The sequence below is a fragment of the Streptomyces roseoviridis genome (assembly GCF_039535235.1).
In the GTDB taxonomy this organism is placed as follows: Bacteria; Actinomycetota; Actinomycetes; order Streptomycetales; family Streptomycetaceae; genus Streptomyces; species Streptomyces roseoviridis.
Window position 1 is genome coordinate 1,606,668 of the sequence record NZ_BAAAWU010000001.1, and the last position, 13,605, is coordinate 1,620,272.

15 protein-coding genes are annotated in these 13,605 nt (G+C 73.6%); 9 read left to right on the forward strand and 6 right to left on the reverse strand.

Features of this window, described 5'->3' with window-relative positions:
* Nucleotides 1–12: 12 nt before the first annotated feature.
* A complete protein-coding gene (locus ABD954_RS07305) occupies nt 13–486 on the reverse strand; it encodes an indole-3-glycerol phosphate synthase (protein ID WP_345484969.1) in 474 nt (157 codons plus the stop codon).
* Nucleotides 487–592: 106 nt separating this feature from the next.
* On the reverse strand, nt 593–1,390 hold the full coding sequence (locus ABD954_RS07310) for a pyrimidine reductase family protein (RefSeq protein WP_345484970.1): 798 nt from the start codon (nt 1,388–1,390) through the stop codon (nt 593–595).
* A 51-nt stretch (nt 1,391–1,441) separates the two neighbouring features.
* Here ABD954_RS07310 and zapE point away from each other — a divergent pair, with 51 nt between their 5' ends.
* The 3 genes from zapE to ABD954_RS07325 all read left to right on the forward strand — a co-directional run bounded on the left by zapE (nt 1,442) and on the right by ABD954_RS07325 (nt 4,490).
* Nucleotides 1,442–2,521 (forward strand): cell division protein ZapE, encoded by a 1,080-nt coding sequence (gene zapE / locus ABD954_RS07315; protein WP_345492013.1) that lies wholly within the window; start codon nt 1,442–1,444, stop codon nt 2,519–2,521.
* Nucleotides 2,522–2,555: 34 nt separating this feature from the next.
* Nucleotides 2,556–2,981 (forward strand): OsmC family protein, encoded by a 426-nt coding sequence (locus ABD954_RS07320; protein WP_345484971.1) that lies wholly within the window; start codon nt 2,556–2,558, stop codon nt 2,979–2,981.
* A 126-nt stretch (nt 2,982–3,107) separates the two neighbouring features.
* On the forward strand, nt 3,108–4,490 hold the full coding sequence (locus tag ABD954_RS07325) for an alkaline phosphatase PhoX (RefSeq protein ID WP_345484972.1): 1,383 nt from the start codon (nt 3,108–3,110) through the stop codon (nt 4,488–4,490).
* Nucleotides 4,491–4,675: 185 nt separating this feature from the next.
* Here the strand turns inward: ABD954_RS07325 and ABD954_RS07330 are convergent, their stop codons facing one another.
* Nucleotides 4,676–5,623, reverse strand: a complete 948-nt coding sequence (locus ABD954_RS07330) for an oxidoreductase (protein WP_382746068.1) — start codon at nt 5,621–5,623, stop codon at nt 4,676–4,678.
* Nucleotides 5,624–5,699: 76 nt separating this feature from the next.
* On the opposite strand from ABD954_RS07330, the gene ABD954_RS07335 reads away from it, so the two are divergent.
* From ABD954_RS07335 to ABD954_RS07350, 4 genes are all read left to right on the forward strand, one after another.
* Nucleotides 5,700–6,455, forward strand: coding sequence for an acyl-CoA-like ligand-binding transcription factor (locus ABD954_RS07335; protein ID WP_345484973.1), 756 nt, complete (start codon nt 5,700–5,702; stop codon nt 6,453–6,455).
* Nucleotides 6,456–6,563: 108 nt separating this feature from the next.
* Entirely contained in the window at nt 6,564–7,430 is an 867-nt protein-coding gene (locus ABD954_RS07340; protein ID WP_345484974.1) for a PPK2 family polyphosphate kinase, read from the forward strand.
* A gap of 38 nt (nt 7,431–7,468) precedes the next feature.
* Nucleotides 7,469–8,320, forward strand: coding sequence for a polysaccharide deacetylase family protein (locus ABD954_RS07345; RefSeq protein WP_345492017.1), 852 nt, complete (start codon nt 7,469–7,471; stop codon nt 8,318–8,320).
* Nucleotides 8,321–8,641: 321 nt separating this feature from the next.
* Nucleotides 8,642–9,481: a thermonuclease family protein gene (locus ABD954_RS07350; RefSeq protein ID WP_345484975.1), complete on the forward strand. Its 840-nt coding sequence runs from the start codon at nt 8,642–8,644 to the stop codon at nt 9,479–9,481.
* A 31-nt stretch (nt 9,482–9,512) separates the two neighbouring features.
* Here the strand turns inward: ABD954_RS07350 and ABD954_RS07355 are convergent, their stop codons facing one another.
* From ABD954_RS07355 to ABD954_RS07365, 3 genes are all read right to left on the reverse strand, one after another.
* Nucleotides 9,513–9,710 (reverse strand): hypothetical protein, encoded by a 198-nt coding sequence (locus ABD954_RS07355; protein ID WP_345484976.1) that lies wholly within the window; start codon nt 9,708–9,710, stop codon nt 9,513–9,515.
* A 14-nt stretch (nt 9,711–9,724) separates the two neighbouring features.
* The gene (locus tag ABD954_RS07360) at nt 9,725–10,222 is read right to left on the reverse strand and encodes a hypothetical protein (RefSeq protein ID WP_345484977.1); all 498 of its coding nucleotides are present in this window, start codon (nt 10,220–10,222) and stop codon (nt 9,725–9,727) included.
* Nucleotides 10,223–10,419: 197 nt separating this feature from the next.
* The gene (locus ABD954_RS07365; RefSeq protein WP_345484978.1) at nt 10,420–11,094 is read right to left on the reverse strand and encodes an AIM24 family protein; all 675 of its coding nucleotides are present in this window, start codon (nt 11,092–11,094) and stop codon (nt 10,420–10,422) included.
* A gap of 82 nt (nt 11,095–11,176) precedes the next feature.
* On the opposite strand from ABD954_RS07365, the gene ABD954_RS07370 reads away from it, so the two are divergent.
* Together ABD954_RS07370 and ABD954_RS07375 are read left to right on the forward strand one after the other, a co-directional pair.
* Entirely contained in the window at nt 11,177–11,974 is a 798-nt protein-coding gene (locus ABD954_RS07370; RefSeq protein ID WP_345484979.1) for a peptidyl-tRNA hydrolase, read from the forward strand.
* Nucleotides 11,975–12,179: 205 nt separating this feature from the next.
* On the forward strand, nt 12,180–13,601 hold the full coding sequence (locus ABD954_RS07375; RefSeq protein WP_345484980.1) for a multinuclear nonheme iron-dependent oxidase: 1,422 nt from the start codon (nt 12,180–12,182) through the stop codon (nt 13,599–13,601).
* Nucleotides 13,602–13,605 lie beyond the last annotated feature (4 nt).

The following is a 13,605-nucleotide window of genomic DNA, read 5'->3' on the forward strand; positions in this document are numbered from 1 at the left end:
GCCGCGGAGCGGTTACTCCTCGCTGTGCGCGAACAGCTTCAGGACCGGGACGCCGACCTTGTGGCGGGCCCGGGACGCCCAGTCGCGGTGGAAGAACTCCTCCACGTAGTGCGGGGCGGTCAGCACGATCACCTCGTCGGCGTTCACCTCGTCGACCACGGACTTCATCTTGTCCAGGGGGTGGTCCTCGACCACCTGTCCGACCGCCTCGCAGCCGGCGTCTCTCAGCGCCTGGAGGGAGCGTTCCAGTGCCTGCTCGGCCAGCGGCCGGGCCTCCTCGCCCTCCGGCTTCTCGCCCTCGCGGGCCGCTTCCTTCAGTTCGCCCAGGGCGACGTCGTCGATGGCGCGCAGCAGTACATCGGCCTGGTCACCGCGCGGCTGCATCAGAACGATGAAGGAAACGCCCTCGTCGCCGTGCAGGGTGGTGACGAAATCCACGTCGACGGACGTCAGGGGCTTCTCGATCATCAGAACGCTTGTGAACACCTCAGGAGCCCTTCTGCGGAAACCATCCTTCCCCGTGCCCGCACGGGGATTGCGAGAGTGATTGTGCCCAGCTGACGCTAAGCGGAACGACAAATTCCGCCGATTGTCAGATCCGACGGTAGCGGGTGAAGAGGAAGCCGTCCTGCTCCAGCACCGCCGCCACGGCGAAGCGTTTCGGAACCTCGACGGAGGGCCCCTGGGCGATCCGCTGGGCACCTCCCGCCGTCATGGTCGGCGAGACCGTCAGACACAGTTCGTCGAGCACTCCCGCGGCGACGAACTGCCCGAGCAGACGGGGTCCGCCCTCGGTCAGCTGGCGCCGCAGACCGCGCTCCGCGAGGGCCGCCACCGCGCGCTCCGGCTCCACCCCGGGACCGTCTCCGGCGATCACCACCTCCACGCCCGCCCGCTCGGCCTCCGCCCGCCGCTCCGGAGAGGACGCGGCGCCGGTGAGGACGAGGGTCGGCACCAGGGGCTCGGTGAAAAGCGGAAGCGAGAAATCCAGGTCCAGCGAGGCCGTCACGACGGCGATCACCGGCGCCGGCCCCTGGCCCGCCGCCGCCCGGCGGGCCGCGAAGACCTCCCGCGCCCGCGCCGGGCGGTAGCCCTCCAGACGTACGGTCTCGGCGCCGACGACGACCACGTCGGCCAGGGCCCGCAGGGTCCCGAAGATCCGCATGTCCTCCTCGGAGGACAGCGGCTGGGAGCGGCCGTCGTGCTGGCCGGCCCCGTCCAGCGAGGAGACCATGTTGGCGCGCAGCCAGGGTCCGAAGGCGGCCTCCGCCGGATAGGCGTAGGCGTCGGCGAGCTCGTCGAGGGACCACTCCCTGTCCGAGGCGGCCGCGGTGTCGGAGGCCGGCGTGCCGGCGGCTGTCATGTCCGTCACAGGGAACAGGCGTCGCATCCCCGCAGTCTGACATGGCGCTTACAGTGGGGAACTGTGTCGACCCGTGCCATGACCGAAGCGGCTTCCACCGAAGCGGCCCCCCTCTCGCTGTGCTCCCGAGAGCCCCACGTCCCCGCCGACCGGCTCGTGGCGGAGATGGTGCCGCCGCCCCGGTTCGACTCGGTGCGCTTCGACACGTACATCCCCGACCCTCACCAGCCGAGCCAGATCGAAGCCGTCAAGGTGCTCGGCGCCTTCGCCGAGGGCCTCGGCGGCGCCCACGCCTCCGGCGCCGGGAAGCGCCGCTGGTTCTCCCGCGCCCCGAAGAAGTCCGCCGCGCCGGCCGGCCCCCGCGGGATCTACCTCGACGGCGGCTACGGCGTCGGCAAGACCCACCTGCTCGCCTCCCTGTGGCACGCCACCCCGGCCGAGCCCGCGCTCAAGGCCTTCGGCACCTTCGTGGAGCTGACCAACCTGGTGGGGGCCCTCGGCTTCCAGCAGACCGTGAAGACGCTCAGCGGGCACCGGCTCCTGTGCATCGACGAGTTCGAGCTGGACGACCCGGGCGACACCGTCCTGGTCTCCACCCTGCTCGGCAAGCTGGTCGACGCGGGCGTGGCGCTCGCCGCGACCTCCAACACGCTGCCCGGCAAGCTCGGCGAGGGCCGGTTCGCCGCCGCCGACTTCCTCCGCGAGATCCAGGGCCTGTCGGCGCACTTCCGGCCGCTGCGGATCGACGGCGAGGACTACCGCCACCGCGGCCTGCCGGAGGCCCCGGCCCCGTACACCGACGACGTCGTCACCAAGGCCGCGTACGCCACGCCCGGCGCCTCCCTCGACGACTTCCCGCACCTGCTCGAACACCTGGCCAGGGTGCACCCGAGCCGGTACGGGGCGCTCACCGACGACCTGACGGCGGTCTGCCTCACCGACGTGCGGCCGGTCCCCGACCAGTCGACCGCGCTGCGGCTCGTCGTCCTCGCCGACCGGCTCTACGACCGTGAGATCCCGGTGCTCGCCTCCGGCATGCCCTTCGACAAGCTGTTCAGCGACGAGATGCTGAACGGCGGGTACAAGAAGAAGTACTTCCGGGCGATCTCCCGGCTCACCGCCCTGGCACGGGACGCGAAGGGACTCGTCGCGCAGTAGCTTGGGGGCCGTACCCGATGAGAAGGGATCCACCATGGCCGCTACGCGTACCGCCCACAACGTCTGGGAGGGCGATCTGCTCAAGGGGTCGGGCACCGTGACGCTCGACTCCTCCGGCATCGGCTCCTACCCGGTGTCCTGGCCGGCCCGCACCGAGGAGCCGAACGGGGTGACCAGCCCCGAGGAGCTGATCGCCGCCGCGCACTCCTCCTGCTACAACATGGCGTTCTCCAACATCCTCGCGAAGAACGACACCCCGCCGACCCGTCTGGACACCAAGGCCGAGGTCACCTTCGTCCCGGGCAAGGGCATCACCGGCAGCCACCTCACCGTGCGCGGCGAGGTGCCCGGCCTGGACGCCGAGCAGTTCCAGGCGCTCGCCGAGGACGCGAAGAAGAACTGCCCGGTGAGCCAGGCGCTGACGGGGACGACGATCACGCTCGACGCCGAGCTCGTCTGATCCTCCGTAACCCGAGGCAACGTGTGTCCCGCATGTTCACGTGTCACCACCTTGCGTGATACACACATGCGGGTCATACGTCACACCACCCTCACTGTCCGCCAACAGGAAACGGGTTGTTGCCTCATGTCCGCAACACGACGTCAGATCCTCGCCCGTACCGGCGCGTCCGTCGCCGGCATCGCCTTCACCGGCGCCGTCTCCGAACTCTTCGCCGGCACCGCCGCCGCCTCGCCCCTGGGGAGCCGCGCCGGCTACGGCCCGCTGCTCCCCGACCCGGCCGGCCTGCTCGACCTCCCGGCCGGCTTCTCCTACAAGGTCCTCTCCCGGCAGGGCGAACGGCTGCGCTCCGGCGAGGGCGTGGTCCCCGGCAACCACGACGGCATGGGTGCGTTCGCCGGCCCGCGTGGCCGGATCCACCTGATACGGAACCACGAGAACCGGGCCACCGCCCGGCTGGGCGTCCCCACCGTCGAGGGCCTCACCTACGACCCGGCGGCCAAGGGCGGCTGCACCGTCCTCACCCTCGACGGGCGCCACGACGTCCTGGACGAGCGGGTCGGCGTCGCCGGCACCGCCGTCAACTGCGCGGGCGGGCCGACTCCTTGGGGCACCTGGCTCACCTGCGAGGAGACCGAGGACAAGGCAGGCACGAACGGCTACACCAAGGACCACGGCTTCGTCTTCGAGGTCGACGGTGCCGATCCGCGCCGCACCGGCGCCGTACCGCTCACCGCCATGGGCCGCTTCCAGCACGAGGCCGTCGCGGTCGATCCGAGGAGCGGCATCGTGTACGAGACGGAGGACGCCTTCCAGCACCCCTTCGGGCTGTTCTACCGCTTCCTGCCGAACAAGCCGCTCGGCGGCACCGGTTCGCTGCGCGCGGGCGGCGCCCTGGAGGCGATGCGGGTGCCGGGCGTGCCGGACCTGTCGGTGGTCCAGGAGACCGGCGCCTGCTTCGAGGGCGTCGAGTGGGTGCCCGTACCGGACCCGCAGGCGGTCACCACCCCCATCCGGCTCCAGGACTTCGGCCCCAGGGGCATCACCCACGCCCAGAAGCTGGAGGGCTGCTACTGGGGCGGGCGCGGGAACGGCCCGGGCGCGGTGTACTTCGTGTCGTCCTTCGCCCGGACCAGGGACGGCTCCGGGGCGACCCACTTCGGCCAGGTCTGGAAGTACGAGCCGCACCGGCGCCGGCTCACCCTCGTCGTGGTCTTCGGCCCGAGCACCGACATCCAGCTCCCGGGCGAGTCGCCGGACAACATCTGTCTGGCGCCGACCGGCGGCCTGATGGTCTGCGAGGACGGCGACGGCGGCCAGCACGTGTACGGGGTCGACCGGAAGGGCCGGGTGTACCCGGTGGCGCGCGGCGCCCAGAACATCGGCACTCCGGAGGCCCCGGAGTGGGGCGAGTTCGCGGGCGTGACCTTCTCGCCGGACGGTTCGACGATGTACGTCAACTGCTATACGCCGGGGACGACGTTCGCGGTGACGGGGCCGTGGCGCTGAGCCCCGTACGGTCCGACACGCCGGCCACGGCGCCGGTGCCGGTCGCGGGGTTGCCTGCGGGGTGAGGCGGGTGCCGGTGCCGGCCCGGGTGCCGGTCAGTCCAGGGGCGCCCGGTGCCGGTGCCGGTGCCGGCGGCGGGGCTGCCTGGGGGGTGAGGCGGGTGCCGGTGGCGGCCCGGGTGCCGGTCAGCTCAGGGGCGCGAACCGCACCCCGGTGAGCGTCTCGGACAACTCCCACAGGCGGCGGCCGGTCTCCGGATCGGCCGCCGCCGGTGCGAGCGCCACCCGCGTCGGCGCGCCGCGCAGCTCGCCCCGGCCGTCCGGCCCGATGAACGCCCCGCCCTCCACGTCCGGGGCCGTCGCCGCGTAGAGCTGGGGCAGCGCCCCGGCCTGCGGGGCCTGGGCGAGCAGCGGGCCGAGGACGCGGCCGAAGACCAGCCGGACGACGGCGACCGGGGTCTCGTTCTGGAGGTTGGTGGCGGTGTAGCCGGGGTGGGCGAGGAGGCTGCGCACCGGGCTGCCGGCCGCTGTCAGGCGCTGGTGGAGCTGGTGCCCGAAGACGGCGTTGGCCAGCTTGGACCGGTTGTAGGAGCCCATGGGCGAGTAGCGGCGGACGCTGTCTCCGTCCTCCAGGGCGTCGAGGTCGATCCGGCCCTTGCGGTGCTGGAGCGAGCTGACGGTGACGACCCGGGCGTCGCGGCCGGCGGCCAGGCGGTCGAGCAGGAGCCCGGTGAGGGCGAAGTGGCCGAGGTGGTTGACGGCGAACTGGAGTTCGTGGCCCTGGGCGCTGAGGGTGCGGGGCGGCGCCATGACGCCGGCGTTGTTGACGAGGACGTCGATCCGCTCGTGGTCGGCGCGCAGCTTGGCGGCGCATTCCCGTACGGAGTCGAGGTCGGCGAGGTCGAGCCGCCGCACGTCCAGGCGGGCGCCCGACACCTCCCGGGTCAGGGCCTCGGCCGCCGCGCGCCCCCTGCGTTCGTCGCGGACGGCGAGCACGACGTGTCCGCCGTGCCGGGCGAGCTCGCGGGCGGTGGCGAGGCCGAGGCCGCTGTTGGCGCCGGTGACCACGAAGACGCGCCCGGTGAGGTCGGGGATGAGGTCGGCGTTCCAGCGCTGCTGCTCGTTCAAGGTCATGCGGCACACGCTGCCGTTCGTGTCACTCGGTGTCAAGTAGTTCTCCGAGTGACAGTGGCGGGACTAGGATCGGGGCATGCCCACCGACGCGACGACGCCCGCTCCCTCCGACCGGACTTCCAACGCCCCCGCCTCCGCCGCCCCGGCCTCCGGCGACTCCGGCGGTACCGCCGGTCCTGCCGCTGTCGCCGGTCCCGCCGCTCCAGCCACTCCAGCCACTCCCGCCCTCAGCCTCGCCGAGCGCAAGCGCCTCCTCGTGGCGACCGAACTCACCGAGTCGGCGCTCCAGCTGCTCGCCCTGAAGGGCTTCGACGCGGTCACGGTGGACGAGATCGCGACCGACGCCGGAGTGTCGAAGCGGACGTTCTTCCGCTATTTCGCCTCCAAGGAGGACGTGGTCGTGCAGTTCCTGTCGGGCATGGGCGCCGACATCCACGCCGCCCTCGCCGCCCGCCCGGCCGGTGAACCCCCGTCCGCGTCCCTGCGGCACGCCGTCGCCGTACCGCTCGCGGCCTGCACCGACCGCCACCCCGACCACGCGGCCCGAGCCCTGCGCGTGGTGCAGCTGATCCTGCGGACGCCCGCGCTCCTCGCCCGCTTCCTGGAACGGCAGGCCCACTGGCGGGAGGCCCTGGCGGCGGAGCTGGCCGGCCGCCGGGGGCAGGACCCGGCCCGGGACCTGTACCCGGGGCTGGCGGCGGGCACGGCCCTGGTCGCCTTCCACACGGCGCTCCAGCACTGGGCCGACAGCGACGCGGCCGAGGACCCGCTGGAGCTGCTCGACCGGGCCTTCGCGGTGGTGGCACCGGCGCTGGACGCGCAGGATCGGTAGCAGCGGCGGCGCGACGGGGTAGACGGGCGCCGGACGGACACCGACGGGACAGCGGCCGGACGAGCGACCGGACAGCGGCCGGTCACCGGCTGGGGAAGGCGAGAGCGGATGCCGAGCGACCACACCACCACGCCCCGGGGATCCCTGCGGGAGCTGCTGAAGCTCCCCGTGGGCGAGCGGATCGACCTCCGCGCGTACGACGCCGCCGCGACCCCCGGCGGCCCGCCCGGCAAGACGGCCGGCGTCGCCGCCGCCACCGAGCTCGGCCCCCGGCTCGCCGAGCTCCAGGAACGCCTCTACGCGGCGAGCACGGCCGGCGACCGGCGCCGGGTGCTCCTCGTGCTCCAGGGCATGGACACCAGCGGCAAGGGCGGCACGGTCAAACACGTGATCGGCCACTTCAACCCGTCCGGCTGCCGCGTCCGCGCCTTCAAGGCCCCGACGGAGGAGGAGCGCGCCCACCCGTTCCTGTGGCGGATCACCCAGGCCCTCCCGCGCCCCGGCGAGATCGGCATCTTCGACCGGTCCCACTACGAGGACGTCCTGATCGCCCGGGTCCGCGGCCTGGCCCCGCCGGAGGAGCTGGAGGAGCGCTACGGGCAGATCGACGCCTTCGAGAGGTCCCTCGCCGACGACGGGGTGACCCTGGTGAAGGTCTTCCTCCACCTCTCGTACGAGGAACAGCGCGCCCGGCTCCTGGAGCGCCTGGACAACCCGGACAAGCACTGGAAGTTCAGCCCCGGCGACATCGACGAACGCGCCCTGTGGCCCGACTACCAGGAGGCATACGAGATCGCCCTCGCCCGCTGCGCGACCGACCGCACTCCGTGGTTCCTGGTCCCGGCCGACCGCAAGTGGTACCGCAACTGGGCCATCAGCACCCTGCTCCTGGAACACCTGGAGGAGCTGGATCCGCGGTACCCGGAGGCCGACTTCGACGTGGCGGAGTGCCGGAGGCGGCTGCTCACCCGATGATCGGTTAATTTCCGTGGGTGACCATTCCTGTACGAAGACTGTCGGCCCTTGCCCTCTTGGGTGCCGTTCTTGTCGGCTGCGGCGGGGGCGCGGCCGAGCGGCCCGCACCGGTGGCCTCCAGGGCTCCCGCCGCGAAGGCGGCCCCGCCCGCGCCCGGCCACCAGGCCGCGCCGGCCCGGCCCGCCCGTAGGGTGCCGACGCTCGCCCCGGCGGCCGGCGGTCTTGCGCCCGTCTACACCCACCGGGCGACGAGCGCGGAGAAGGTCGTGGCGCTCACCTTCGACGCCGACATGACGGCCGACCAGGGCCCGCGCGCCGCGCGGGGCGAGCGCTTCGACAACCCCCAGCTGATCGCGACCCTGCGCCGTCTGAAGGTGGACGCGACGGTGTTCATGACGGGCCGCTGGGCGGAGGAGTACCCGGAGCAGGCGCGTTCCATCGGGACCGATCCGCTCTTCGAGATCGCCAACCACTCCTTCAGCCACTACGCCTTCGCCGCGCCCTGCTACGGGCTGCCGACCGTGCCCCGCGCCGACATGGCGGCCGACGTCCAGCGCGCCTTCGACGCCTTCCGCGACGCGGGCGCCGTCAACGTCGTCCCGTACTTCCGCTTCCCCGGCGGCTGCTACGACGACGACGCCCGCCGCGCCCTCGCCCCGTCCGGAGTCACCGCCGTGCAGTGGGACGTCGTCAGCGGCGACGCCTTCGCCAAGGACCCCGACGCCGTCGCCGACCAGGTCCTCGCCGGAGTGAAGCCGGGCTCCCTGGTCGTCCTGCACTGCACCCGCAGCGCCGCCCCGGTGACGGAGCAGGCCGTCCGCCGAATCGTCCCGGAGCTTCGGTCGCGGGGCTTCCGCTTCGTGAAGGTGTCGGAGCTGATGAGCCGTTAGGGCCGCCAGCACGGCCCTCGATGATTCTCCTGTGGGTCAGGAGCGGTGGTGCGACTTCCCACGGGGTCCATCCTGCCGACCGGGGCGTCGGCACCGTGCGTCCGTGTCACCACCTCAGGCCGCCTCCGAGCGTCCGGAGTGCCCGGGTGGTTCCGTGGTCAGCCCGGTGCTGTACTGGTGACGCAGGACTTTCCTTCCGTGGAGGGCGCCATGTGCCCTTCTCCTCCGCCGGACCCGAACGCCTGGCGCCGGCAGTCCTGGGGTCACCGTTCGGGCGAGCCACGTGGACCCAGAGGGCGCAGACGCCCGAAGCATCCCTTGATGACCGCGATCTTGGTGCTCTTCGGCCTTCTCGTGGGCCTCGGCGGCCTCGGGGCACTGCTCGACGAGGGCCGGGAGCCCGCCTCCGGCACGACGGAGCCGACACGGACCTCCACGGCTCAGCCGTCCGACACACCCCGACCCGACGCGCCCACGCACACGACGAAGCCGCCCGTCGAGCCGTCCGATGTCCTCCCGGGCACCCCGACCACGAAGCCGAGCCCGCCCCCGGCGGCTCCGCCGCGCGTCGTGGTGCTCCGCATCATCGACGGCGACACGCTCGAGGTGCGCGGCGACGGCCGGATCCTGCCGAAGGACGATGTCGCCCGTGTGAGGCTCCTGGGCATCGACACCCCCGAGCGCGGTGCCTGTTTCGCCGACGACGCGACCGCCCGCACCACCGCGCTCCTGCCGCCGGGCAGCCGTATCCGCGCCCAACGCGACGTCGAACTGGTCGACCGCTACGACCGCCACCTGCTGTACGTGTGGAACGCGCAGGGCACGTTCGTCAACGAGTCCCTCGTGCGCAGCGGTCACGCCGAGGCGGTCCTCCACCCGCCCAACGACAAGCACTGGACCAGGCTCTCCGCCGCCGAGGCCGCCGCCCGGCAGGCCGGAGCCGGCCAGTGGAGCGCGTGTCCAGGGCAGCCGGAATCTCCTGTCGCTCCCCGCGAGTCACCGGCTCCGAAGGCCCCGGCACGCCCAGGTCTCCCGGACGGTCCTCCCGCCGGGGCGCCCGATGTCGACTGCTCGGACCTTCCGGGCCCCGTCCGGGTCGGCCCCGACGACCCGCACCGCCTTGACCGGGACGGTGACGGCATCGGGTGCGAGACCGACTGACCGCCGGAGTGCCCGGGCGCCGACGGGCCGGTCAGCCCGAGCAGGCCGTCCGCTCCGCCTCGCGCCACTCGCACACGGGGCAGAGGGTGATGCCCTTGGTCGATTCCGGGTACTCGGTCGGCTCCCGGCACAGCACGCACTCCGCGAAGGGGCCCTCGCCCGCCGTCACGGGCCCGGGACGCTCGCTCGGGGGTTCGCAGTACGCACGCGTTTCCGTCTTGTCGTCCATACCGTCGAGCGTACTCATCCCCGCCGTGCCGTGGCCCGGCTCGCGAACGCCGCCGAGGCGGCCGCGAGCACCACGGCGCCCGCGAGGGCGGGCCACGGCAGGGGGACGGTGGAGGTCCGGTCGCCGGTGACGAGGGAAGCGACGGCGGCGTGGGCCGGGGAACCGGTGGTGACCAGGGCGAGGGCGCCCAGGAGGAGGGCCGCGAGGGACCGGCCGCGGGAGGCGATCAAGGGGCGGCTGGTGAGGGTGCCGATGGCCGCGCCGGTCAGGACGCACGCGGTGGCGGCGAGCAGTCCGCCCCCGCCGGCGGCGAGGGGCGCCTCACCGCGGTGGTCGCTCACGGCCGTCACGCCGAGGACCGTGACGGCGGCGACGAGCAGGACGGCCGCGGTCGCGGTGAGGATCCCGGCGAGGTGGGAGCCGGCCGGGCCCGGCCGCCGCCGCGCCAGCCCGCGTCGAGCAGGGCGCGCAGCACGGCGTCGGAGCGCGACGCGTCGACCGTGAGGGTCCATCGGTTTCCCTCACGGGTGGCTTCCGGGACCCCGGGCAGGCCGGCCGGGAGTTCCGTACCGCCTGCTGCGGTGACACGGGCCAGGGGCGGGGGCGCGACCGGCCGCGGGGGCGCGGAAGCTACCCGCTCGGTGCGGTGGACGCGGCCCGCCGTCACCGCGTACGCCGCGTCCGCCCCTCGCACGGCGGTCGGTCCGGGTCAGCCGGTCGGCTTCTGCGGGACCGCCTCGCTCGGGCGGACGATGACGAAGCCCTGCCCCTCCAGCTTCAGCTGCACCGCCTCGCCCGAACCGCCCCGGATCATCGACCCGAAGGACTGCGAGCGGTGCAGCGAGGTGTGGAGCTGCTCGCTCCAGCCGACGACGGCGTCCGTGTCGACGAAGACCGGGTCGTGCGGGGCGACCGGGATGACGATGGGCGTGCCCTCGCAGACCAGGGCGATCTTGCCGTAGCCGGTGAAGACGCTGTTGAACAGGCCGCCGCCGGTCATGCCGGCGCCCTTCACCGTCTTGATCTCGTAGCGGAGCGTGGGGTCGAAGCACAGCACGTTGCGGCCGTTGACGGTCAGGGCGTCGCCCTGCTCGATCTCCACGATGAAACAGTTCTGCGCCTCGTGGGCGAACCACGCCTCGCCCTGGCCGCGTACGGCCATCAGCGCCAGCCCCTCGCCCGTCACCGCGCGCTTGAGCAGGCCGCCGAGGCCCTGGCTCTTGTGCTCGAACTGGAGGTTCCCCCGGAAGGCGATCATCGAGCCCTGCCGGGCGTGCATCTCCCCGTTGACGCTGTACTTGACCGACTTGGCGTTCTGGAGGGTCATCCCCGGAAACGTCGCCGCCTCGGCGAGGTGCTCACTGGCGAAAAGATCACTCTTCATGGGGGCATCCTGTCCCGGAGGCTCCCATTCCTACAAGAATCGCTCGTACGGGCATCCGTTCCGGCGGTGGCAGACTTGCCGGGTGAGCAGCAACGACACCGACGTCCGTGACGATTCCCGGGACGAGAAGCCGCAGTTCGTCCTTCCCCTCGTGGTCCGCATCGAGCGGGCGGCGCCGCCGGCCCGTACCGATGCCCTGGAGACAGCGGCCCGGGCGGTCCTGGAGATCCTGGCCGACGAACGGTCGCTCGGCGAGGGCGAGTGGGCCCGGGCCATGACGGACTGGGAGGACGCCCGGATCCGCAAGGTGGTGCGCCGGGCGCGCGGTGCGGAGTGGCGCCGGGCGGCGGCCCTGCCGGGCATCACCGTGACGGGCACGGGCGACGGCGGCACGGGCCACGGCGCCACGGGCGACGGCGGCACGGCCGAGGCCGGTGCCGGCAGTGGCGCCGTCGACGTCACGAGTCCGGCCGAGGTACGGGTCTTCCCGCCCGTCCCGCTGGACGGCTGGCCCAAGGAGCTGGTCAAGCTCCAGGTGTCCGGCACCGACCTGGACGATCCCGCCGAACCGGGCCCCGTGCCGGAGGGGGCCGCCGTGCTGTGGCTCAACCCCGAGCTCGACATGTCGGCGGGCAAGACCATGGCGCAGGCCGGGCACGGCGCGCAGTTGCTGTGGTGGGAGCTGTCGGACGCCGACCGGAAGACCTGGCGTGCGGCCGGTTTCCCGCTCGCGGTGCGGACGGCCGACCCGGCGCGCTGGGCGCGCCTCACGTCGGGCGGGCTGCCGGTGGTGCGGGACGCGGGCTTCACGGAGATCGCGCCCGGCTCGTGCACGGTGGTGTCGGAGTTCCCGGCGATGGGCCTCCGCGCGGCCCCCTGAGCACCGGCCCGGGTACGGCGCCTCCCCTGACGCCCGCTCCCTGAACGGCAACCCACGAACGCAGTTCTGCGCGCGCCGGGGCACGGCCCGTTCGCTCGTACCCGCCTTGTCGCGCCGAAACCTCAAATCAACCTCTGAACGTCTCCGGGTCCGGATTCGAACGGTCGCGCGTGGGCCATCACCTGGGGGACTGAAGGAGGGGGACATGACGGAACTCGGTGTCGGCATCGGCTGGCGGCCCGAGATCGCGGACGCGATCGAGGGGCTGACGGGCGTCGACTGGGTGGAGGTCGTCGCGGAGAACATCTGCGTCGGGCATCTGCCGGACTCGCTGGAACGGCTGCGGGCCCGCGGCGTGACCGTCGTGCCGCACGGCGTCTCGCTCGGCCTCGGCGGCGCCGACCGGCCGGACACCGGGCGGCTGGCCGCGCTCGCGGAGAAGGCGGAGGCCCTGGGCGCGCCGCTGGTGACGGAGCACATCGCGTTCGTAAGGGCCGGGGGGCCGCTGACCGCGACGCCGCTGCTGGAGGCCGGGCACCTGCTGCCGGTGCCCCGGACCCGGGACGCGCTCGACGTGCTGTGCGAGAACGTCCGGATCGCCCAGGACGCGCTGCCGGTGCCGCTGGCCCTGGAGAACATCGCGGCCCTCGTCTCCTGGCCGGACGAGGAGCTGACGGAGGGCCAGTTCCTCGCGGAGCTGGTGGAGCGCACGGGGGTGCGGCTCCTCATCGACGTGGCCAACCTGCACACCAACCACGTCAACCGGGGCGAGGACCCGGCGGAGGCGCTGTCCTCGCTGCCGGTCGAGGCGATCGCGTACGTGCACGTGGCGGGCGGCCTGGAGCGGGACGGCGTCTGGCACGACACCCACGCCCACCCGGTGCCCCGTCCCGTCCTCGACATCCTCGCGGACCTGGCCTCCCGGGTCTCCCCGCCGGGCGTCCTCCTGGAGCGGGACGACCGCTTCCCGGCGGCGGACGAGCTGGCCGCCGAACTGGAGACGATCCGCACGACGGTCGCCGCCGCCCGCCCCCGTCCGCTCCTGATCGGCGCGGGCGCCCGCGTCTCGGGCGGCCCGATGCCGACGCCGGCGCCGACGGACAGGGGTACGGCCTCGCCGGAGCCGACGGCTTCGGCCCCGGCCGGCGCGACGGACGGGCCGGTCCGGCCCCCGTCCGCCCCCGGCGGCGTCCCGGCCGCGTCCGCCCCGGCCGGCTCTCCCGCGCGCCAGCGGCTCGGGGTGGCCCAGGCGGCGTTGCTGTCGGCGCTGGTCGCCGGGACGCCCGCGCCGGAGGGGTTCGACGTGCGGCGGCTCGGGGTGCAGAGCCGGGCGCTCGCCGCGAAGCGGGCGGACGTCGTGGCGAAAGTGGCGCCCGAGCTGCCGGAGATCCTGGGGGACGGTTACCGGCCCGCGTTCCTCGCGCACGCCCGGAGCCGGCCCATGAGGGGCGGCTACCGCGACGACGCCCTCGGCTTCGTCGAGGGGCTGCTCGTCGCCGGGCTGCCGGAGGACGCGGAGGTCCGGCGGCGGCTCACCGCGTGGTGGCGGGAGCGGGCGGGCGTCCGGCCGCCGGGACCGGCCGCGCGCTTCGCACATCGGGTTCGTACGGTTCTGGGACGGGGGTGAGGCG